Annotated in this window: 15 protein-coding genes; 6 read left to right on the top strand and 9 right to left on the bottom strand. The window is 60.4% G+C overall.

Annotated elements, in window-relative coordinates:
* Nucleotides 1-35: 35 nt before the first annotated feature.
* Both phbB and FAA97_RS13790 read right to left on the bottom strand, forming a co-directional pair.
* A complete protein-coding gene (gene phbB, locus FAA97_RS13795; protein WP_136599124.1) occupies nucleotides 36-761 on the bottom strand; it encodes a beta-ketoacyl-ACP reductase in 726 nt (241 codons plus the stop codon).
* A gap of 148 nt (nucleotides 762-909) precedes the next feature.
* The gene (locus tag FAA97_RS13790; protein WP_136599123.1) at nucleotides 910-2,091 is read right to left on the bottom strand and encodes an acetyl-CoA C-acetyltransferase; all 1,182 of its coding nucleotides are present in this window, start codon (nucleotides 2,089-2,091) and stop codon (nucleotides 910-912) included.
* A gap of 227 nt (nucleotides 2,092-2,318) precedes the next feature.
* Between FAA97_RS13790 and phaR the strand changes: the two genes are divergently transcribed.
* Nucleotides 2,319-2,897 carry a polyhydroxyalkanoate synthesis repressor PhaR gene (gene phaR, locus FAA97_RS13785; RefSeq protein ID WP_136599122.1) on the top strand — a complete coding sequence of 193 codons (579 nt, stop codon included), beginning with the start codon at nucleotides 2,319-2,321 and terminating at the stop codon, nucleotides 2,895-2,897.
* Between the two features lie 57 nt (nucleotides 2,898-2,954).
* On the opposite strand, the gene FAA97_RS13780 is transcribed toward phaR, so the two are convergent.
* The 3 genes from FAA97_RS13780 to mtgA form a co-directional block, all read right to left on the bottom strand.
* On the bottom strand, nucleotides 2,955-3,350 hold the full coding sequence (locus FAA97_RS13780) for a hypothetical protein (protein ID WP_136599121.1): 396 nt from the start codon (nucleotides 3,348-3,350) through the stop codon (nucleotides 2,955-2,957).
* A gap of 129 nt (nucleotides 3,351-3,479) precedes the next feature.
* Nucleotides 3,480-3,665, bottom strand: coding sequence for a 50S ribosomal protein L32 (gene rpmF / locus FAA97_RS13775; RefSeq protein WP_027487079.1), 186 nt, complete (start codon nucleotides 3,663-3,665; stop codon nucleotides 3,480-3,482).
* A gap of 184 nt (nucleotides 3,666-3,849) precedes the next feature.
* Nucleotides 3,850-4,644, bottom strand: coding sequence for a monofunctional biosynthetic peptidoglycan transglycosylase (gene mtgA, locus FAA97_RS13770; RefSeq protein WP_136599120.1), 795 nt, complete (start codon nucleotides 4,642-4,644; stop codon nucleotides 3,850-3,852).
* A gap of 82 nt (nucleotides 4,645-4,726) precedes the next feature.
* Between mtgA and FAA97_RS13765 the strand changes: the two genes are divergently transcribed.
* The 3 genes from FAA97_RS13765 to FAA97_RS13755 are packed head-to-tail and all read left to right on the top strand — an operon-like array spanning nucleotide 4,727 to nucleotide 7,389.
* Complete coding sequence (locus FAA97_RS13765; protein WP_136599119.1) at nucleotides 4,727-5,641, top strand: polyprenyl synthetase family protein; 915 nt, start codon at nucleotides 4,727-4,729, stop codon at nucleotides 5,639-5,641.
* A gap of 1 nt (nucleotide 5,642) precedes the next feature.
* Nucleotides 5,643-6,698 (top strand): histidinol-phosphate transaminase, encoded by a 1,056-nt coding sequence (gene hisC / locus FAA97_RS13760; RefSeq protein WP_136599118.1) that lies wholly within the window; start codon nucleotides 5,643-5,645, stop codon nucleotides 6,696-6,698.
* A gap of 58 nt (nucleotides 6,699-6,756) precedes the next feature.
* The gene (locus FAA97_RS13755; RefSeq protein ID WP_136599117.1) at nucleotides 6,757-7,389 is read left to right on the top strand and encodes a LysE family translocator; all 633 of its coding nucleotides are present in this window, start codon (nucleotides 6,757-6,759) and stop codon (nucleotides 7,387-7,389) included.
* A 56-nt stretch (nucleotides 7,390-7,445) separates the two neighbouring features.
* Here the strand turns inward: FAA97_RS13755 and FAA97_RS13750 are convergent, their stop codons facing one another.
* From FAA97_RS13750 to FAA97_RS13735, 4 genes are all read right to left on the bottom strand, one after another.
* Nucleotides 7,446-8,111 (bottom strand): YiaD family glycine zipper/OmpA-like lipoprotein, encoded by a 666-nt coding sequence (locus FAA97_RS13750; protein WP_136599116.1) that lies wholly within the window; start codon nucleotides 8,109-8,111, stop codon nucleotides 7,446-7,448.
* A 76-nt stretch (nucleotides 8,112-8,187) separates the two neighbouring features.
* Entirely contained in the window at nucleotides 8,188-9,453 is a 1,266-nt protein-coding gene (gene ispG / locus FAA97_RS13745; RefSeq protein WP_136599115.1) for a flavodoxin-dependent (E)-4-hydroxy-3-methylbut-2-enyl-diphosphate synthase, read from the bottom strand.
* A 127-nt stretch (nucleotides 9,454-9,580) separates the two neighbouring features.
* Nucleotides 9,581-10,786 (bottom strand): MFS transporter, encoded by a 1,206-nt coding sequence (locus FAA97_RS13740; protein ID WP_136599114.1) that lies wholly within the window; start codon nucleotides 10,784-10,786, stop codon nucleotides 9,581-9,583.
* Between the two features lie 149 nt (nucleotides 10,787-10,935).
* Nucleotides 10,936-12,099 (bottom strand): M20 aminoacylase family protein, encoded by a 1,164-nt coding sequence (locus FAA97_RS13735; protein WP_206110025.1) that lies wholly within the window; start codon nucleotides 12,097-12,099, stop codon nucleotides 10,936-10,938.
* A 144-nt stretch (nucleotides 12,100-12,243) separates the two neighbouring features.
* Between FAA97_RS13735 and FAA97_RS13730 the strand changes: the two genes are divergently transcribed.
* Nucleotides 12,244-12,897 carry a TetR family transcriptional regulator C-terminal domain-containing protein gene (locus FAA97_RS13730; protein WP_136599113.1) on the top strand — a complete coding sequence of 218 codons (654 nt, stop codon included), beginning with the start codon at nucleotides 12,244-12,246 and terminating at the stop codon, nucleotides 12,895-12,897.
* Nucleotides 12,898-13,170: 273 nt separating this feature from the next.
* Nucleotides 13,171-21,681 carry a GH36-type glycosyl hydrolase domain-containing protein gene (locus FAA97_RS13725; protein ID WP_136599112.1) on the top strand — a complete coding sequence of 2,837 codons (8,511 nt, stop codon included), beginning with the start codon at nucleotides 13,171-13,173 and terminating at the stop codon, nucleotides 21,679-21,681.
* Nucleotides 21,682-21,692: the final 11 nt, after the last annotated feature.

Genomic DNA, 21,692 nt, shown 5'->3' with positions numbered 1-21,692 from the left:
GCCGGCCTCCCTAATGTTCCTGTTGTTAATACGCATCAGACGAAAAACTGGCCGCCGTTGGCAGAGATGGTCGACCCTGTGATGAAGCCAGCATCGTCGGAGGCCAGGAAGACGACGCAGCGCGCAATTTCCTCCGGCTCGCCCAGCCTTCCAACCGGGATCTGCGGAATGATGCGCTCTGTCAGCACCTTTTCCGGGATAGCGCGAACCATTTCCGTGCCGATATAACCCGGGCAGATGGCGTTGACGGTGATGCCTTTGGCAGCGCCTTCTTGCGCCAGGGCCTTTGTAAATCCGAGATCGCCGGCTTTTGCCGCGGAATAGTTTGCCTGACCCATCTGCCCCTTCTGGCCATTGATCGAGGAAATATTGATCACCCGGCCAAAGCTGCGGTCGCGCATGCCGCTCCACACAGGGTGCGTCATATTAAAGAGGCCCGTGAGATTGGTATTGATCACCTCTCCCCATTGCTCAGGCGTCATCTTGTGGAACATGGCATCGCGGGTGATGCCGGCATTGTTGACGAGCACCTCGACCGGACCGAGCGCTGCTTCCACCGCAGCAATGCCTTCCACGCAGGCTTGATAGTTCGACACATCCCATTTGAACACGGGAATGCCAGTTTCTGTCTCGAAAGCTTTCGCCTTTTCCTCGTTGCCGGCGAAGTTGGCCGCCACTTTGTAGCCGGCATTTTTCAATGCAAGCGAAATGGCCGCGCCGATGCCGCGCGTGCCTCCCGTTACCAAAGCCACTCTGCTCATATGCTTCCCCCCTTGTTTTTCTGGGTCGATGGTCGATCCACGGGCGAAGCGGTTCCCGTCGCTTCGCCATGGTCAGGTGAACTCGGCAGATACCGAGAGGTCGAAATTGAGTGCAATCAACGAATTGGCGTTCAACCACCTCGCGGCGTCAATAGGCCTCAAGGCACATGGCAACGCCCATCCCGCCACCGATGCAAAGGGTTGCAAGTCCCTTCTTGGCGCCGCGACGTTTCATCTCGAACAGCAGCGTGTTGAGGATGCGGGCACCCGAGGCACCCACGGGATGGCCGATGGCAATCGCACCGCCGTTGACGTTGACAATAGAAGTATCCCAGCCGAGATCCTTGTTGACGGCGCAGGCCTGCGCGGCGAATGCCTCGTTCGCCTCGACAAGATCGAGATCGCCGATCTTCCAGCCGGCCTTTTCAAGTGCCTTCCGTGAAGCCGGAATTGGGCCAGTGCCCATGATCTTCGGATCGACGCCGGCAGTTGCCCAGGAGACGATCCGAGCAAGGGGTGCAATCCCGCGGCGCGATGCCTCGGCTTCCGGCATCAATAGTGCCATGGCCGCACCGTCATTGATCCCCGATGCATTCCCGGCCGTCACCGTGCCTTCCTTGTCGAAGGCGGGTTTCAGCTTCTGCATGCTCTCAAGCGTCGCCCCATGACGGATGTACTCGTCCTGATCGACAGTCACATCGCCCTTGCGACCTGGAACGATGACCGGCACGATTTCGTCCTTGAACCGACCGGCGAGCTGCGCGGCTTCCGCCTTGTTCTGCGAGGAGACGGCAAAGGCGTCCTGTTCGTCACGGGTCAACTGCCACTGGCGCGCGACGTTTTCCGCCGTCGTGCCCATGTGATAACCATAAAAGGCATCCGTCAGGCCGTCCTTGATCATGGTATCGACCATCTTGAGGTCGCCCATTTTGGTGCCGTTGCGAAGATGGGCACAATGCGGCGCGATGGACATGGATTCCTGGCCGCCGGCAACGATGATCTTTGCATCTCCGGTTGCGATCTGCTGCATGCCGATGGCGACGGCACGCAGGCCCGAACCGCACAGCTGGTTCAGGCCCCAGGCGGTGGCTTCCTGAGGAATGCCGGCCTTCATGGCAGCCTGACGAGCCGGGTTCTGCCCCTGGCCGGCAGTCAGGATCTGGCCGAGGATCACTTCGTCCACCTCGTCTGCACCAACCCCTGCCCGCTCAAGCACCGCCTTGATGGCGACGGCCCCCAGATCATGCGCGGCGACGGAGGACAACGCGCCGTTGAAGGAACCCACTGGCGTTCTGGCGGCGCTGGCAATCACGATGGACGGGGTGGTCATGGATGGATCCTCCGATGCGTTGTGGTTAAGCAGAAACTGACAAAGACTGGCACCCCTGTCAAACCACTTGAGGCCTCACGTTACCTTCTTTGGTTGCAACCGGAATGACAAAAATCAAAACGCGCATCCTGCAACGCACAAAGAGATTGTCACCAGACTTCATTTGCGCTTACATTCGTGACGGGAAGAGCAAAAACCATCAAAAATCGACGGGTTAGGAGACAGCAATGGCCAAGACCGATGGCGACATCGTTATCAAGAAATACGCCAATCGCCGCCTCTACAACACCGGGACAAGCACCTACGTCACGTTGGAAGACCTCGCGAAGATGGTGAAGAAGGGCGAGGATTTCGTTGTCCAGGATGCCAAGTCAGGCGAGGACATCACCCACTCCGTTCTCACCCAGATCATCTTCGAACAGGAATCGAAGACGGGCAACACACTGTTGCCGATCTCCTTCCTCAGGCAGCTCATCGGTTACTACGGCGACCAGATGCAAATGGTCGTGCCGAGCTTTCTCGAGCACTCCATGAAGGCCTTTACCGAACAGCAAAGCCAGATGCGCGATCAGCTCAGCCGGGCGTTCGGGGACAATCCGCTGTCTAAAAATCTGCAAATGCCGATGCAGATGATGGAGGAGCAGGTCAAGCGCAACACCGAGATGTTCAACCAGGCCATGCAGATGTTTTCGCCGTTTGGCGCAACATCCCAGCCGGTCAAGGAGAGCCGCAAGGCCGAAGCCAAGGACATCGACGAGCTGAAAGAACAGTTGCGTTCTCTGCAAAACAAGCTCGACAACCTCTAAGCGTCCAGACGGCGACAGAACATCGCCGCCTGGATCGAATCGAGGATGGCAGCGGCCTCAAAGGCCGATGGAGACGTCGCGCGCAGCTGTGCGGTTGGATATCGTAAAACCGGCGACCACATCGATCAGCGCGATGATCATCAGGCTGAAGAACAGTTGCGTGGCGCCGTCCCGAACCAGCAGGAACTCCACCAGAAAAGCAATGAAGACGAGCATGGACAGCATGTGGTTAAGCAGCGAGTAACGACTGCTGACGGTGGACTTCAGCATCTCGACGAAGAGCACGATAAGTGCGGCGACCACCAGGAGATCGCCAAGCGTGACGGTCCAGATGGCCCCTGACAGCATGGGAACTGCGACAAGCGTCGCCGAAAAGGCTGCCACTCCGGGGCCTAGGATCACGACATTGTAAAGAATGAACGGGATAATCATCAACGGCACGGCAACGAACATCTGCAATCCCTCAGTTTGTAGATGCCGGCCCGTGGCGGCGGCTTCTGCCGCACACTAAACGATGCCTCAGTCAAAAAAGCAAAAGGCCGGCATGACGCCGGCCCTATTCAACAAGCAAATGCGCCTGAATTATGCGCTTTCCTTCGGGGTCAGAACCTGACGGCCGCGATACATACCGGTCTTCAGATCGATATGGTGCGGACGGCGCAGTTCGCCCGAGTTCTTGTCTTCGACATAGGTCGGGTTCTTCAAGGCGTCCGCAGAGCGGCGCATACCGCGCTTGGACGGGCTTGTTTTTCTCTTCGGTACAGCCATTTTCACTACTCCACGTGACGGGCAAAACAGGTTTAGCGGCCTCTATGAGGCCGGACATACCCTGTCTCGAACTCGGAATTTGGCGGGCTTATACATGCCATTGGGGGCTTTGACCAGTCCCTGCAGTATTTTTTTGGCCGCACGCGTGCGCAATCGGATTGCGGAGCGGAAAAACACGGGCACCCTAGTCAAAAAGACAGGACGTATAGGCGCCAGACTGCCGTGCGCGCCGATCGACAACGGCTGCCAGGCGACGCAATCCGGGGCCCGGCTTGCTGGCCACGCGATCGATCGGATTGGGCAGTGAAACCGCCAGCAGCGCCGCCTGCTGCCGCGTCAGCTTCGCAGCCGACGTCTTGAAATGATATTGGGCAGCTGCTTCCGCACCGTAGATGCCGGGACCCCACTCGGCCACGTTGAGATAGACTTCCATCGTCCGCCGTTTCGGCCAGAGGAGATCGGATACCAGCGCCAGTGGCAGCTCAAGGGCCTTGCGTACGAAGGACCGACCATTCCAGAGGAAGAGATTTTTCGATGTCTGCATGGAGATCGTACTTGCGCCGCGCGTTGCTTCGCCGGCCATCGCGTCATCGATCACCGATTGGAGCTGCGCCCAATCGACTCCACCATGGCTGCAGAACTGCCCGTCCTCCGACATCATGACCGCGCGAACCAGGTTCGGTGAAATGTCGTCAAAGGCCACCCAGCGCCGATCGTAACCCTGAAGCGTTACGAGATCGGCGAGCATCAGCGTGGAGATGGGGCGGACAAAGTCCGGGCGGTAGAGAACGATCAGGAGATAGGGAGCGACAAGGAGAAAGATGACAACCAAGAAGATGCGTCGCAGCCAAACCCGGACGGAGCTGCGCCCCGTGTCCTCAAGCGCCTGATAACGCTCTTCCGTCCTGTCATTTTCATCCAGCAAAGATGCACAGCCCCTGGTCCGTCCTTCCCTTCCATATCCGGCCCACGCGCCCATGACCAGACCGAGCCCTCTTCGTCCCCATGCTTCCGTCGAAATTCCCGTTGCCTGACACCCGGCAGCATGCCAAATAGCCGGGATGGACCAAGCCGCACGCGCCTTTGAAAACAAGCTCCGCTCTTATGCATCCGCCGTCGAGGAGAGGCTTGACCATCTGCTTGGCCCCGAGGTGCGGCAAGAGGAGATTGCTCGCCCCGCCCGGCTTCTGGAAGCGATGCATTACGGCGCGCTGAATGGCGGCAAAAGGCTGCGGCCGCTTCTGGTGGCGGAAAGCACACGGCTTTTCGGCGGCTATGAGGATGCGGCCCTCCAGGTTGGCTGCGCACTCGAATGCATTCACAGCTACTCGCTCGTCCATGACGACCTGCCCGCGATGGACGATGACGATCTGCGCCGGGGCAAGCCGACCGTGCACATTGCCTATGACTACGCGACGGCCATCCTCGCTGGCGACGGACTTCTGACCTACGCCTTCGACATACTGGCCTCGGATCAAACGGATCTGCCCGACAGCGCCAAGATCGCGCTGGTGCTCTCCCTGTCACGCGCCGCAGGCATCGGCGGCATGGCGGGCGGCCAGGCGCTCGATCTCGCGGCGGAGACGGAGGCACCCGACGAACAGGGCATCGTCACGCTCCAGGCAATGAAGACGGGCGCGCTTATCCGATTCGCCTGCGAGGCTGGCGCCATCATTGCCCAGAGACCGGAGGACGATCGCCGGCGCCTGCGCCGCTTCGGCGAAATCATCGGCCGGGCGTTCCAACTTGCCGACGACCTGCTCGACGTGACCGCGGATGCGCAATCCATGGGCAAGGCGACCGGGAAAGATGCTGGCAAGGGCAAGGGCACGCTGGTCGCGATGCGCGGCATTGCCTGGGCGACGACAGAACTCGACAGGCTCGTGGCCGAAGCGAAAGAAAGCCTTCTCCCCTACGGGGCTGCCGCAGAACCACTGAACGAGATCGCCCACTTCGTGGCGACGAGGAAGAACTGACATGAGCCGCTTCTGGTCGTCTGCCGTCCACGATCTTGATCCCTACGTCGCCGGCGAGCAGCCGAAGATTCCCGGCCTGATCAAGCTCAACACCAATGAAAACCCTTACGGCCCCTCGCCGCGCGTGATCGAGGCTATTCAGGCCGCGGCCGGCGATCGGCTGCGCCTTTATCCCGATCCGTCCTCCACGGCACTTCGGCAGCGGCTCGCAGCCCGCTTCTCACTGACGACAGACCAGGTCTTTGTCGGCAACGGTTCGGATGAGGTGCTGGCCTTCGTCTTTGCCGGGTTGCTGAAGCACGATCGGCCGCTTCTCTATCCCGACATCACCTATAGCTTCTACAAGACCTATGCCCGGCTCTTCGGCGTAACGGTCGACGAAATCCCGCTCGACGACACCTTGCGGATCCGCATTGCGGACTATGAGCGCCCATGCGGCGCCATCATCCTTGCCAATCCGAATGCCCCGACAGGCGTCGCGCTGCCGCTCGATGACATCGAGGCGCTGGTTTCGAGCCATCCGGAGCAGGTGGTCGTGATCGACGAGGCCTATGTCGATTTCGGCGCGGAGAGCGCGGCCACGCTTGTTCCCAGATATGACAATCTTCTCGTCGTGCAGACCTTCTCGAAATCGCGCTCGCTTGCCGGGATGCGGGTGGGCTTCGCCCTTGGGCAACGCCCGCTGATCGTGGCACTGGAGAGAATGAAGGACAGCTTCAACTCCTATCCGCTCGATACGCTGGCTCAGGCAGCCGCGACTGCGGCCATCGAGGACGAAGCATGGTTTTGCGAGACCCGCGACAAGATCGTCGCCAACCGTGAGATGCTGACCAAGGCGCTGCTGGACCACGGTTTCGAGGTTCTGCCCTCTGCGGCAAACTTCGTCTTTGCCCGACATCCTGGCCGTGCGGGCGGCGACCTCGCGAAAGACTTGCGTGAGCGTGCCGTGCTGGTGCGCCACTTTGCCAAGCCACGCATCTCGGACTACCTGCGCATCACCGTCGGCACCGATGCGGAATGTCATCAACTTCTCGCAGCGATCGATCAAATCATCTGACGTGTGTTGCATCGCGATCCCGGCTAGCCTTGCCAGCCTAAAGAACGGGGTCAACAGCATGCAGGATATCCTTACTCACTGGCCACAGGTGGTCAGCGCCTATCTCGTCTATCTGGTTGCGGTGATGAGCCCCGGCCCCGCGACCATGGCAATCGCCTCGACTTCGCTCGGACAAGGCAGACGGCATGGCCTTGTCATGGCGAGCGGCATCTTCTGCGGCTCGATGACCTGGGCCGCGGCCGCATCCCTCGGCCTCGCTGCCGTCCTCAGCCATTATGCCGAGGCCCTGTTCGTTCTGCGTGTTCTCGGCGGATGTTATCTGCTCTACCTTGCCTGGCGCGCCTTCCGATCGGCGGCAAGCAACACCGACCAGATGCGCACTCAACGCACCCCTGAAAGGCTGCGCACCACGTTTCTGAAGGGCTATGCAATCCACGTGACCAACCCCAAGGCCATCTTTGCCTGGCTGGCCATCATCACCATCGGCTTGCCGGCCCACGCCACACCGGCAGCGGTGGCCCTGATCGTTGGCGGCTGCCTGGCCACCGGCCTGACAGTATTCATGGCCTATGCGCTGCTGTTTTCCACCCCACGCGCGCTTGCGATCTACACCAGCGCCCGGCGCACCATCGATGGCGTTCTCGGCACCCTGTTCGCCTTCGCCGGCGTCAAGCTCTTGATCATGCGGTAAAAGAAAAGGCGCCGTCGGTGGACGGCGCCTTCGTGATGCAAAGCCCTGGGTAGCAATCAGTTCGCGGTCAAAGGTGCGATCTGGATTTCCACGCGGCGGTTCTGCGCGCGGCCATCCGGGGTGGCGTTCGATGCGACCGGCTGGCTCGGGCCGAAGCCGAGCGAAGAGACACGGCGCGGATCGATGCCCTGGCCATTGAGGTAACTCGCCACGGAGAGCGCGCGACGCTCCGAGAGCGCCTGGTTATGCGCCAGGCTGCCGGTCGAATCCGTATGGCCGTTGACGTCGATCAGGGTCTTCTCGAACTTGCGCAGGACGATCGCGACCGAGTTCAACGTGGGATAGAACTGCGGCATCACCGCATCCTGGTCCGTTGCGAAGGTGATGTTCGACGGCATGTTGAGAATGATGCGGTCGCCGACGCGCGTCACCGAAATGCCGGTGCCTTCGAGCTGCGCCCGCAACTCGGCTTCCTGCTGGTCCATGTAGTTGCCGATGGCGCCACCGGCGAGCGCGCCGAGACCGGCACCGATCAGTGCCGCGTTGCGGCGACCGACAGGCGAACCGCCAACGGCAAGACCGCCGAGCGCGCCAACGGCAGCGCCGATGGCAGCACCACCGGCCGTGTTCGAAACCTTCTGCTGGCCCGTATAGGGATCGGTCGTGGTGCACGCGCTGAGATAGGTCGCGCACATGGCGAGAATGGCAAACTTTTTGATCATGCTGGGAGCCCCTCCAAGACTGGTCTGATGATTTCAGAACAGCGAAAATGCGGCAACAAAAAGTTGCCGCCGTCCGTTATTCCGCAGCGGTTTTGCGACCGTAGCGCTTCTCGATGTAGTCGGCCACAAGCGCCTCGAAGTCCTGCGCGATGTTGGGACCCCGCAATGTCATCGCCTTCTCGCCATCGATGAAAATGGGTGCTGCCGGGTTCTCGCCGGTGCCGGGCAGGGAGATGCCGATATCGGCATGCTTGCTCTCGCCCGGTCCGTTGACGATACAGCCCATGACAGCCACATTCAGCCCCTCGACACCCGGATACTTGTCGCGCCATGTCGGCATATTCTTGCGCAGATCGTCCTGGATCTTCTGCGCCAGTTCCTGGAACACCGTGGAAGTCGTGCGTCCGCAGCCCGGACAGGCTGCAACCACGGGCACGAACTGGCGGAAGCCCATGACTTGCAGCAGTTCCTGCGCCACCTGCACTTCGCGCGTGCGGTCGCCATTCGGCTCGGGCGTCAGCGAGACGCGAACCGTATCGCCGATGCCGTGCTGCAGCACATAACCCATGGCGGCGGAGGATGCGACGATGCCCTTCGACCCCATGCCGGCCTCGGTGAGACCCAGATGCAGCGCATGGTCGGAGCGATCGGCCAGCATCGAATAGACAGCGATCAAATCCTGCACTTGGCTGACCTTGGCGGAAAGGATGATGCGGTTGCGCGGAAGACCAATTTCCTCGGCAAGCTCCGCCGACAGCAGGGCGGATTGAACGATGGCTTCACGCGTGACCTGACGGGCCGAAAGCGGCGAACCGATTGCGGCGTTTTCGTCCATCAGCCGCGTCAGCAACTCCTGATCGAGCGAACCCCAGTTCACGCCGATGCGCACGGGCTTGTCGTAGCGGATCGCCATCTCGACGATCTCTGCAAACTGCTTGTCCTTCTTGTCCTTGAACCCGACATTGCCGGGATTGATCCGATATTTCGCCAGCGCTTCGGCGCAGGCTGGATGATCGGCAAGCAGCTTGTGACCGATATAGTGAAAATCGCCAACCAATGGCACGTCCATGCCGAGCCGCAACAACCTCTCCCGAATCTTCGGAACGGCGGCCGCGCTTTCGTCCCGGTCTACCGTGATGCGCACGATCTCGGAGCCGGCCTTGTAGAGCGCGGCAACCTGGGCAACGGTCGCATCGATATCGGCGGTATCGGTGTTCGTCATCGACTGGACGACGACGGGTGCGCCGCCGCCGATGATGACGCCACCGACCTCTACCGCGACGGATGCGCGCCGCGGCTTGGGGTCATAGGCATCGGGGGATGGGAGTGTGATTGCAGTCATGGCCGCTTCTCTTCAAGCCTCATTCGCCATCGAGGTGGATCAAAGCCGTCCGCTTGTCAACCTTGGCCATCGGGCGGGACATCATGCCCCACCCTGTGTGACGCGCATGTGATCGGCAAGGCCGAGATCACGAGCCCTGGCCGTTGTCCACGCGATCGGCATGGCGGGCGAGGTTCGACAGCACCAGGACGACGACGAGCAAAGCCGGTATGGCGGTGTAGACGCTGGACAACGAGGTATGCTCTGCAACGAAGCCGATCAGCGACGGCGCAAAGAGAATGCCGGAATAGCCCATGGTGGTGACGACAGAGAGGCCGACGCCGGGCGGCAGGCCCGGAATGTTGCCCCCGGCGGAAAAGGCGATCGGCACCATGTTGGAAATGCCGATACCGGCGATCGCAAACCCGATCATCGAAATCGCCACATTGCCGGCCTGACCGGCAAGCACCAGGCCGATGATCGCCATCACCGCGCAGAACCGCAAGGTTCTGACCGCACCGAACCGGTCGCGCACGATGTCGCCGGCAAAGCGGCAGACCGCCATGGTGAAGGAGAAAGCGGCGAAGGCAAACCCGGAGGTTTCCGTCGTCGCACCCAGTTCGTTGCGTAGATAGAGAGCGCTCCAGTCGAGTACCGTTCCCTCCGGCACCATGCTGAACAAGGCCACAAGGCCGATGAGCCATGGCAGGAGCGTCAACTTCGTGCCAGCCTTGGCCTTGACCTCTTCGGGATGCGGCGCGTCGGAAAGCAGCATCGGTCGCGCAATGAGGAAGAGAACGAGGCATACCGCCGCCAGAAGCAGCACGTGGCCCATGACGCCAAGGGCCGCAATCAGGAGGCCGCCGGTCGCAGCTCCGCACAAGCCGCCCAGGCTCCAGAAGGCATGGCACGAGGACATGATCGAACGGCGCATCTTGCGCTCGACTTCAACCGCATTGGCATTCATCGCCACATCCATGGCCCCCGTCAGCCCCCCGAACAGGAAGATCGCGATAGCGCCCATCCAGACCGTATCGACAAGCGTTACCAGCACGATCGTCGGAATGAAGAGCAGGGTCGTCACGATCGAGACCTTGCGGGAACCGAGGCGGGCGATCTGCAGCCCTGCGACCGGCATCATCACCAGAGAGCCGACGCCGAAAACGAAGATCATCATGCCGAGCATGAGTTCGGTCAGCCCAAGCGTACTGGCAAAGAACGGGATCTTTGGCGCCCAGGCACCGATCACCATGCCATTGAGAAAGAACAGGATGGCCACGGCAATGCGCTCGCGGGTGACGAGCGGGGAAGTAAGTGATGTCAAGGGCGCGGCCATCGTCGGTTTTTCATTCATAGTCAATCTCCAAATCGATGCGCGCACTATCAATTAAATCGATTTAAATCGCAATGCGGGACGATTTTGGCTGCTCTCAACTTTTGTTTCGGACGAAAACACGAATGGAGGGGACGACCGTGAAGCCCCCCTCCAAAGACGGATCATGCTCACGTCCGCGCCAGATACCGCTCCGCCAGCTCCACCCAGAAACTCGTGCCGATCGGCAGGATATCGTCGTTGAAGTCGTAACGCGGATGGTGAAGCGGCGGATCGTCTGGCGTCCGCTGCGTCCCCAGGAAGAAATAGCTGCCCGGCCGCTTCGCCAGCATGTAACCAAAATCCTCGCTCCCCATCATTGGGCGCGCCATGTCGAAGACCTGATCGGCGCCAGCAAAACTGATGGCGACATCGCGGACGAAATCGGTCTCTGCCTGATGGTTGATGGTCGGATCATAACCACGTTCGTAGTCGATGGTCACACCCATGCCGTAGCTCGCCGCCTGCCCTTCTGCCACCGCGCGAATGCGGCTTTCGAGCTGATCCCGCACGGCGCTGTCGAAAGACCGGATCGAGAGCACCATCTCTGCCCGCTCGGGAATGACATTGCTTGCCGCTCCGGCATGAAAACCACCAACGGTGACGACCGTCGGATCGAGCGGATGAATGTTGCGCGAAACAATCGTCTGCAGCGCCATGATGATCGACGCGCCACAGACGATTGGATCGGCCGTCGACTGCGGCTCCGCGCCATGGCCGCCGCGTCCGTTCACCGTGATCTTGCATTCGTCGACGGCTGCCATGATCGGCCCGGCGCGCAAGGCGAACTTTCCGAAGGGAATGTCCGGATCGTTGTGGAGGGCAAAGACGGCATCGCAGGGAAATCTGTCGAACAGGCCATCCTCGATCATGATGCGTGCGCCACCGAAATTCTCTTCGGCAGGCTGGAAGATGAGGTGGATGACGCCATCGAAATTGCGGCGTTCAGCAAGCAGTTTTGCCGCTCCGAGCAACATCGCGGTATGCCCGTCATGCCCGCAGGCATGCATCATGCCCGGGATCTGGCTTGCATAGGGCAGACCCGTTTCCTCATGGATGGGCAAGGCGTCGAAATCGGCGCGAATGCCGATGCTGCGGCTGCTGGAACCGTTTTTAAGGGTTGCCACCACGCCCGTCTTGGCAAGGCCGCGGGTAACCTCATAGCCCATCGCCGTCAGCCGCTCGGCGACATAATCCGATGTCTTGAACTCCGACAATCCGATCTCCGGGAATTGATGCAGATGGTGTCGCGTGGCTCGTACTTCGTCCATCATGTTCGCGGCATGGATTGTCATGAAATCCTATCCTTAATGCAGGTATCGCTCTCAGCGTCGGCGACAGACACTGGCACTTGCAGCCGGGTGGTTCAACCGGATAAAATGTATGCGGCCGCATCTTCCAGAACCTGGTGCCGGTCTTGCTTCCCTTTGGAGACCGAAATGACCCGCCGCAGCTTTCAGCGTGCCGGAGAAGCCGAGCGCCGCCAGAACCTCGTCAACGCGACGCTGGAAAGCATTTCAGACCATGGCCTCGAAGGCGCAACCGTGCGCGATATAGCGGCAAGAGCTGGCGTCACCGGCGGCCTGATCCGCCACTATTTCGATGGCAAGGACCAGATGGTCCAGGAAGCCTATCGGGAAATGCTGGCGACCATGACGCAAACCGCGATCCAAGCCATGGGCGCTGAGGAAGGAGAAGCGTCAGACAGGCTGCGCCGCTTCATCATCGCAAACCTTTCGCCCCCCATCGCAGACCCCAAGGCCTTGTCACTCTGGGCAGCCTTCATCAGCCGCGTCAGAACCGATGAGGAATTCGGCAAAATTCACCGGGAAAATTACCTGGTAATCTTGTCGACGGTTGAACACATGGTCGCCTCGTTGCTCTCGCAGCATGGATCTCGCGGCGAAAACCGCAATGCACGCGAACTGGCAATTGCGATCAACGGCCTGATCGACGGTCTCTGGTTGGAGGCGTCCTTGGCAGGAGATCTTTTTGACGAAACCAGACTACCAGACATAGCGCTGACGGCCGTGGAAGCTCTGCTCGGCGGCATTTCTCTCAGCCGCAATAACAGTCGCGAAGAGGCTCAATGATCCAATAGCGGCCATGACGGTAACCGTTAAGCCAAAGAGTCTTCGCAATCCCGTTGCCAGCCGCTTGAAAAGAGTCATAAAAGGGCGAATTTATCGCTTCGGGAGCGTGCAACCGGGCAAAAGACTATGTCCGATGGCCGACCGGTCCTATTACCGCCCACTTCTGTCTCAATGGTCGATCTTACCTGTGAGTGATGTGCTGACATTCGATGCCTGATGGCTCTGAGAATACGCCTCCGTTCCCGCCAACCAAAACCGAGTAATAAATCTTCCATGACGCTGCACGTTCCTTCGCGCGACCTTGAAGCAAAGCAGATCGACCACAATGATTCGATCCGCGCTGCCTACTTCACCATTGATGAGCTCGCCGACAGCGCTGCATCGCTTGCCCTCGACGGAACACGCGAACTTCCCAATTTCATGGAGTTCGACTTCTTCGCTCGGCACAAGGAGAACGAACGCGAAATCCTGCGTGTCTATCGCGCGACAGCCGCAGATGTAGAAGCCGGCGCGACGATCACACCTGCCGCAGAATGGTTGCTCGACAATCACTACGTCATCGAAGAAGCGATCCAGGAAGTTCGACGAGACTTCCCGCGCAAATTCTATCAACAATTGCCGACAATGAAGATCGGCAATCGCGACGTTCCAAGAACGATGGCGCTGGCCTGGCTCTATGTCGCGCATACGCATTCGACCGTCTCCCAGGAAAGCATGACGGCTCTCGTCGAAGGTTTCCAGCGCCACAAGGTGCTCGATATCGGCGAGCTTTGGGCTCTGCCGTCCATCGTGCGCTTCGTGCTTGTTGAAAATCTCCGCCGGATCGCGACCCGCGTCGATCGCTCCCGCCAGATGCGCCGCAAGGCCAACGAAGCGGCCGACACGATCATCCGCCTCAACGATCCGGCAGCGGCGGCGGTCTATCTCGGGCAGATAGCGAATCTCGCCGACGACAACACCTTTGCCACACAGTTCCTCTACCGGCTCCGCAACGGCTCGCAGGATACGCGTTTTGCCGTCGATTGGATCGAGCAGCGGCTGGAAGCCGCTGGCCGCACTGCGCAAGAAGCCATGGACGCCGAACATAATCGGCTGTCCTCTGGCAATGTTACGATGGGCAATATCGTCCGCGGCCTGCGCGAGATCGATGACAAGGAATGGTCGGTCTGGGTCGAAGAGGTCAGCAAGGTCGATGAAGTCCTCGGCGACCAGACCGACTTCCGCGATCTCGATTTCGGTTCCCGCAACGCGTACCGCAACACCATCGAGAAGCTGGCGCGCCGTTCTGATCTCTCGGAAATCGAGATTGCCCAGAAGGCAATCGCCCTGGCATCAGAGCGGGCGGGCCACGATGGGCTGCGCGATGTCGGCAGCTATTTCGTCGGCAATCGGCGGCAGGAACTGGAAGCGGAAATCGGCTATCGTCCCCCGCTGTCACGACGCGTGTCCGACGGCATCCGCAAATTGCATTGGCTGGCAATTGCTATTCCTGTCCTCCTGATCACCCTTGTGGCACTTGCCGTCATCGGTAATTTCCTGACTACGGCAGGGCTGGCGACGCCGCTGATCATTGTTCTGCTTCTCCTCGTCTCACTTCCTGTTTCGGAAGGGGCGACTGGTCTGTTCAACACCCTTGTCACCTTCCTCGTCAAACCCTCGCGCCTGACCGGCTACGAGTTCAAGAACGGCATTCCCGAGGATGCCAAGACGCTCGTCGCTGTCCCATGCATGATCACCAAGCGGGATGATGTTGACGAACTGATCCGCAACCTCGAAGTCCACTACCTCACCAATCCGCATGGCGAGATCTATTTTTCTCTTTTGAGCGACTGGAAAGACAGCGCCCAGGAAGAGACGCCGGCAGACCTCGAGATCCTCGACTATGCGACCCGTGAAATCGAAGCGCTGAACGCGCGCTACCGATCCGATGGGCGCACCCGCTTCTACCTCCTGCATCGCCGCCGTCTCTACAATCCCGCAGAGGGCTGCTGGATGGGCTGGGAACGCAAGCGCGGCAAGTTGCACGAGCTCAATCTCCTGCTGAGAGGGGATCGCGACACCTCCTATATGCCAGGTGCCAACATGGTACCGGATGGCGTGCGCTACGTGATGACGCTCGACGCCGATACGCGCCTGATGCGCGATGCGGTGACGAAGCTCGTCGGCAAGATGCACCATCCGATCAACCGCCCTGTGCATGATGAAAAGACCGGCCGGGTCATCGGCGGCTACGGCATCTTGCAGCCGCGCGTCACACCATCGCTCACGACAGGCAATGACGCTTCGGTCTTCCAGCGCATTTTCTCGATGAACCGCGGCCTGGACCCTTATGTCTTCACCGTTTCGGATGTTTATCAGGATCTGACCGACGAGGGCACGTTTACCGGCAAGGGCCTTTACGACGTTGACGCCTTCGAGCGCGCCATCAAGGGACGCATCGACGAAAACACGGTCCTCAGCCACGACCTTCTTGAAGGCTCGTTTGCGCGCTGCGCACTCGTGACCGATGTCGAGCTGGTCGAGGATTTCCCGACCCGCTACGAGGTGGAAGTGTCGCGTCAACACCGCTGGGCACGTGGCGACTGGCAGCTGCTTCCCTATATCGGCGATCCCAGCCGGGGCATCACCGCCCTTGCCCGCTGGAAGATGGTCGACAACCTGCGCCGTTCTCTGACACCGATTGCCTGGTATGCCGCATCTGTTCTTGGTTGGGCCTGCATGGATCCGGTCACGGCCAGCGTCTGGCAGCTTCTCCTGATCTTCAGCCTGTTTGTCGCGCCAACGATTTCGCTGCTGTCAGGTCTCTTGCCCCGCCAGACCGATATCGTCCACGCCGCACATTTCAACTCCTTGTGGACCGAGATCCGTTCCATCAATGCACAGGTCGCCCTGCGCATCGTCTTCATCGCGGATCAGGCCTGCATGATGGCCGATGCCATCGCACGCTCGCTCTATCGGATGCTGGTTAGCCGCAAGCTCTTGCTTGAATGGCGCACTGCGGCCAGCATCCAGTCTGCGGCCCAGGGCTCTGTTGCTTCCTACTATCAAAACATGCGCAATGCTCCCGTGCTGGCGATCGTGTCGCTTGCCGTCGCCGCCCTGCCCGGTGGTTACGGTTATCTGATCGGCCTGCCCTTTGCGCTGCTGTGGGTCGCGTCCCCCTTCGTGGCCTGGTATGTCAGCCAGTCGGCGGAGACCGAGGACCGCCTCGAAGTGCCAGCGCACGTGGCCTACGAACTGCGTAAGATCGCACGCCGTACCTGGCGCTATTTCGAGACATTCACCACCGCGGGCGACAACTACCTTCCGCCGGATAACTTCCAGGAAACCCCGGAACCGGTCGTCGCGCACCGCACCTCTCCGACCAATATCGGCGTGTACCTGCTCTCCGTGGTGTCAGGCCGCCACTTCGGCTGGCTGAGTTTCGACCAGACCATCGAACGGCTTGAACAGACGATCTCGACCGTCGAGCGCATGGAGAAGTATCGCGGTCACCTCTACAACTGGTATCACACCGACACCTTGCTGCCGCTTGGACCCCGCTACGTTTCGGCGGTCGACAGCGGCAACCTTGCCGGACACCTGATCGCCATCTCATCGGCATGCCGCGAATGGGCAGAAGCCCCCTCAGCCCACCTGCAGGGCAATTTCGACGGTATCGGCGATGTCGCCGGCATCCTGCTTGAAGAACTTCGTCAATTGCCGGACGACCGCAAAACGGTCCGTCCGCTGCGCCGTCGCCTGGAGGAGCGTGTCTCCGGCTTCATCAACGCGCTGGCTGCCGTGAAGCGCGAGCACGAATTCGCCTCCATCCGGATCATCAATCTGGCTGTGCTTGCACGCGACGTCCAGAAGCTCGCTGGCAACTTCGACGTCGAAGTCCGGTCCAAAGGCACGGCGGAAGTCTTGCGCTGGACCGAGGCGCTGGTTTCCGTCTGCGAGGCGCATATCGCCGATACCTCCTTCGATGTCTCAAACATCGATCCGCTGCGCCAACGCTTGGCGCAACTGTCGGAGCGCGCGCGTACCATTGCCTTCCAGATGGATTTCACCTTCCTCTTCCGCCCGGAGCGGCGCCTGCTCTCCATCGGCTACCGCGTCGACGGACGCGAACTCGATGAGGCCTGCTACGATCTGCTCGCTTCCGAATGCCGTCTGACCAGCCTGTTTGCGATTGCCAAGGGCGATCTGCCGACGGAGCATTGGTACCGCCTCGGTCGACAGGTCGTGCCGATCGGCGCGCGTCCTGCCCTGATCTCCTGGTCGGGTTCGATGTTCGAATACCTGATGCCGCCGCTTGTCATGCAAGAGCAGCAGGGAGGCATCCTCAACCAAACGAACAATCTCGTCGTCATCGAACAGATCAATCACGGTCGCCGTCTGAACATCCCCTGGGGGATTTCTGAAGCCGCCTTCAATGCCCGTGATCATGAGATGAACTACCAGTACACCAACTTTGGTGTGCCGACGCTGGGGCTGAAGCGCGGTCTCGGCCAGAACGCCGTCATTGCGCCTTACGCCTCCATCCTGGCCAGCCAGTATCACCCGGAAGCATCGCTCACCAACCTTGAGCGCCTGCGCAAGCTTGGGGCGCTGGGTGCCTATGGCTTCCACGACGCTGTCGACTTCACACCGACACGCCTGCAGGACGGCCAGAAGTGTGCCGTGGTCTACAACTACTATGCCCACCACCACGGCATGTCGATCGCAGCCGTGGCGAACGTCGCCTTCAACGGCCGCCTGCGTGACCTCTTCCACGCTGATCCGGTCATCGAGGCTGCCGAACTGCTGCTGCAGGAAAAGTCACCGCGTGAAATCCCTGTGATGAACGCGAAATACGAGCCGCAGACACCGGCAAAGGGTCAGGCCAACCTGCTCCGCGCCGAGATCCGCACGATCGAAGAACCGGCCACCAAGGATCGGGAAGCCGTCTTCCTGTCGAATGGCCACTATTCGGTGATGCTGACCGCCACCGGCTCCGGTTTCTCTCGCTGGAACGGGCAATCCGTGGCCCGCTGGAAGCCCGACCCGACCGAGGACCGTTGGGGCACCTTCCTCTTCCTTCGCGACACCACCGACAATCGCTGGTGGTCGGCCACCACAACGCCAAAGCGCGCAACCGGAGAGACATCGAAAGCGATCTTCGGCGATGACAAGGCCGAATTCTTCAAAACCGTAGGGGATATCGAGACCTGCGTCGAATGCATCGTTGCCACCGAGCACGACGCTGAAGGCCGCCGTCTGACCATCCTCAACAAGGGCACGGAAGATCGATACATCGAAGTGACGTCCTATCTGGAGCCTGTTCTGGGTTATGACGATGCCGATGCAGCGCATCCGCTCTTCTCGCGCATGTTCGTGAAGACGGAATTCGGACGTCGGCGCGATGTCATTCGCGCCGAGCGCAACAAGCGCAGCCCGAACGAAGCCGATATCTGCGTTGCCCATCTCGTTGTCGATAGCGCCGGACAGGGTCGTCCGACGGAGTTTGAAACGGACCGTCGCCGTTTCCTCGGCCGCGGCCGCGGCCTTGCCGAGGCCGCAGCCTTTGATCCGGGCGCAACGCTCTCCGGCAGCGAAGGCTTTACGCTCGATCCAATCTTGAGCCTGCGCCGTGTGGTGCGGGTACCTGCCGGCAAGAAGATCTCCCTGATTTTCTGGACCATGGCGGCCCCAAGTCGCGCCGAAATCGACCAGGCAATTGAACGCTATCGCCATCCCGATGCCTTCGCGCATGAACTCGTGCATGCCTGGACGCGCGCACAGGTCGAACTTCGCCACATCGGCATAACCTCGCAGCAGGCGGCCGCTTTCCAGCATCTCGGTCGCTACCTCACCTATCCGGATCCGCATCTGCGGGCTGACCCGGACAGCGTGCGCACGGGCCTCAAATCCCAATCTGCGCTGTGGCCGATGGCAATTTCGGGCGACAATCCGATCTTTGCGCTGCGCATCAACGACGATATGGACCTCGATATCGCACGCGAGGCGATGAGCGCGATCGAATATCTGCGCCGTCGCGGCGTCATCGCCGATCTCGCCATCGTCAACGAACGTGCCACGTCCTACGCTCAGGAAATGCAGCACGCACTGGATCAGATGGCTGAAAACCTCAGGCATCGCCTGCCACCTGGCAGCCAGCATGTCTTTATCGTCCGCAATGATCTTGTCGGAGAAGACGCCGTCGCATCCCTGATTGCCGCTGCACGCGTGGTGCTGCACACCCGCAACGGCAAGGTCAGCGATCAGGTCAACCGCGCCGTCTCGCTGTTTGCCAAACCGCGCAATTCGGATGCTGCTATCGAATGGGAGGGCATCAGCACCTCCCACGCCCCCAGCATCTCCGAAGCAGCCGAACCGTCGGGCGCTGGCCTTGATTTCTGGAACGGTATCGGTGGTTTCTCAAGCGACGGCAGCGAATATGTCGTCCGCCTGAATGGCCGCACCACCACCCCACAGCCTTGGATCAACGTAATTGCCAATGAACGCTTTGGCTTCAACGTCTCCGCTGAAGGAACCGGCTTTACCTGGAGCCAGAATTCCCGCGACCACCAGCTGACCCCCTGGACCAACGATCCGGTAATGGATCGCCCGGGCGAAGCGTTCTACGTTGTTGACACCGAGACCGGTCGTTGCGTTGCTCCGTTTGCGGCATTGAACGATGACCCCTTGGCCACCTATGAGACAAGACACGGCCTGGGCTACTCGGTCTTCACAAGCCAGCATGCTGATATAGCGATCGAAGTAACGCAGACCGTGTCCAAGGAGGAGCCGGCAAAGCTTAGCCGTCTGCGCCTCACCAATACAGGCATGACCAAAAGCTCCTACCGGATCCTCGGACTGACCGAATGGGTGCTGGGCAACAATCCGGCGCGTTCGGCGCCCTTTGTCCTGTCGAGCTATGACGAGACCTCGGGCGGCCTTCTCGCCACGAACCCGTACGACCTGCAATATCCGGGTCGGACGGCATTCTTTGCCGGCCCGGACATGCCTGAGAGCTTCACCGCAAGTCGGCGTGAATTCATCGGTCGCAATGGCAGCATCCGCTCGCCACTGGCAGTCCATCAGAGCGCCAGCCTGTCAGGCACAATCGAAAGCGATGGCGACCCCTGCGCGGCGCTGGCGTTTACGATCGACCTGAAGGCTGGCGAAACACGCGACCTGGTCTTCCTGCTCGGGGAAACGGAAACCGCCGAGGAGGCGGGCAAGCTGATTGCATCGCTTCGCCAGCAGAGCTTCGACGATATGCTGAATGCCACCCGCAGCCATTGGGCAGCGCGGACCGGCAAGCTGCATGTCGAAACCGGCGACAAGGCGTTCGACAATCTGGTCAATCACTGGCTGCCCTATCAGGCGCTCGCTTGCCGTATTACGGCACGGGCCGGCTTCTACCAGGCCAGCGGCGCTTTCGGCTTCCGCGATCAGTTGCAGGATACGCTTGCCTTCCTGGCAACCGAGCCGGCGCTGGCTCGACGCCAGATCCTGAACGCCGCCTCACGCCAGTTTCTGGAAGGCGACGTCCAGCATTGGTGGCTGCCGAAAAACGGCGCGGGTGTTCGCACGCTGATCTCTGACGATGTTGTCTGGCTGGCCTATGCTGTCCATGCCTATGTCAAGGCAACCGGCGACGAGACGATCCTCGATGAAGTTCTGCCGTTTATCGAGGGGCCGTCACTCCAGGCTGGACAGCACGATGCCTTCTTCGAACCCGCTCAATCTGAAACGACGGCAAGTCTTTACGAACATGCGGCCATCGCCCTCGACCTCGCGATCAAGCGCACCGGTGCGCACGGTCTGCCACTGATCCTTGGTGGCGACTGGAACGACGGCATGAACCGTGTTGGCATAGAAGGCCGCGGCGAGAGCGTGTGGCTTGCCTGGCTCTTGGCCATGACGCTCAAGAACTTTCTGCCGATCGCGGGAGAGCGCAATGATAGTGCTCGCGTTGCCTCATGGTCGAAGCACATCGAAACGCTGATGGATGCCGTCGAGACGTCCGGCTGGGATGGCGCGCACTACAAGCGTGGCTATTTCGACGACGGCTCAGCCCTGGGCTCCAGCACTTCGGTCCAATGCCGCATCGATTCGATCGCCCAATCCTGGAGCGTTCTGTCAGGCCTTGGCCAGGAAGAGCACGTGAAGCTGGCGCTCGATGAAGCGATGAAGGAACTCGTCGACATCGAGAACGGCATCGTTCGGCTGTTCACGCCAGCCTTCGACAAACCGGAGGTGGACCCGGGCTATATCGGGGCCTATCCGCCCGGCGTGCGTGAAAACGGCGGCCAGTATACCCATGCCGCGATCTGGCTTGGACTGGCCCTCCTCAAGGCAGGCCGAATTTCGGATGCCTGGCATGTCTTCACGGTCATCAATCCCATCCATCATGCCAACGATGTCGCATCGGTCGAACGCTACAGGGTCGAACCCTATGTCGTCGCAGCGGATGTCTACGGCAATGAGGCCTATCCGGGACGTGGCGGCTGGACCTGGTATACGGGTTCCGCCGGCTGGCTCTACCGGTTTGCCGTTGAAGGTATCCTCGGCATTTCCACAGCCGGAGGCAAACTTGAGGTCAATCCGTCGCTTCCTCCACATTGGCAGGGCTACTCGGCCAAGGTGATGCTCGGCGGACGGGAAATCTCGATCACAGCAACGAAGACGGCTACCGGCGTCGACGTGACGTTGGACGGCATGCCGTCCTCGGAGCCATCAACCTCAGCGGTGGAACCACAGGCGGCGCCGGCGAAACGCAAGACCAGACGTAAACCGACACCAGCCGAATAAGCTGGCAAAAC

This window comes from Peteryoungia ipomoeae (assembly GCF_004912165.1).
In the GTDB taxonomy this organism is placed as follows: Bacteria; Pseudomonadota; Alphaproteobacteria; order Rhizobiales; family Rhizobiaceae; genus Allorhizobium; species Allorhizobium ipomoeae.
This window is presented reverse-complemented; position numbering and strand designations above follow the sequence as displayed.

What these genes read in the sequence shown, in the direction of transcription:
- rpmF (WP_027487079.1), bottom strand. Translation starts at nt 3,665, where the DNA reads ATGGCTGTACCGAAGAGAAAAACAAGCCCGTCCAAGCGCGGTATGCGC.
- FAA97_RS13725 (WP_136599112.1), top strand. Translation starts at nt 13,171, where the DNA reads ATGACGCTGCACGTTCCTTCGCGCGACCTTGAAGCAAAGCAGATCGAC.
- FAA97_RS13730 (WP_136599113.1), top strand. Translation starts at nt 12,244, where the DNA reads ATGACCCGCCGCAGCTTTCAGCGTGCCGGAGAAGCCGAGCGCCGCCAG.
- ispG (WP_136599115.1), bottom strand. Translation starts at nt 9,453, where the DNA reads ATGACTGCAATCACACTCCCATCCCCCGATGCCTATGACCCCAAGCCG.
- FAA97_RS13755 (WP_136599117.1), top strand. Translation starts at nt 6,757, where the DNA reads ATGCAGGATATCCTTACTCACTGGCCACAGGTGGTCAGCGCCTATCTC.
- mtgA (WP_136599120.1), bottom strand. Translation starts at nt 4,644, where the DNA reads ATGGGCGCGTGGGCCGGATATGGAAGGGAAGGACGGACCAGGGGCTGT.
- hisC (WP_136599118.1), top strand. Translation starts at nt 5,643, where the DNA reads ATGAGCCGCTTCTGGTCGTCTGCCGTCCACGATCTTGATCCCTACGTC.
- FAA97_RS13790 (WP_136599123.1), bottom strand. Translation starts at nt 2,091, where the DNA reads ATGACCACCCCGTCCATCGTGATTGCCAGCGCCGCCAGAACGCCAGTG.
- FAA97_RS13750 (WP_136599116.1), bottom strand. Translation starts at nt 8,111, where the DNA reads ATGATCAAAAAGTTTGCCATTCTCGCCATGTGCGCGACCTATCTCAGC.
- FAA97_RS13735 (WP_206110025.1), bottom strand. Translation starts at nt 12,099, where the DNA reads ATGACAATCCATGCCGCGAACATGATGGACGAAGTACGAGCCACGCGA.
- phbB (WP_136599124.1), bottom strand. Translation starts at nt 761, where the DNA reads ATGAGCAGAGTGGCTTTGGTAACGGGAGGCACGCGCGGCATCGGCGCG.
- FAA97_RS13780 (WP_136599121.1), bottom strand. Translation starts at nt 3,350, where the DNA reads ATGTTCGTTGCCGTGCCGTTGATGATTATCCCGTTCATTCTTTACAAT.
- phaR (WP_136599122.1), top strand. Translation starts at nt 2,319, where the DNA reads ATGGCCAAGACCGATGGCGACATCGTTATCAAGAAATACGCCAATCGC.
- FAA97_RS13765 (WP_136599119.1), top strand. Translation starts at nt 4,727, where the DNA reads ATGGACCAAGCCGCACGCGCCTTTGAAAACAAGCTCCGCTCTTATGCA.
- FAA97_RS13740 (WP_136599114.1), bottom strand. Translation starts at nt 10,786, where the DNA reads ATGAATGAAAAACCGACGATGGCCGCGCCCTTGACATCACTTACTTCC.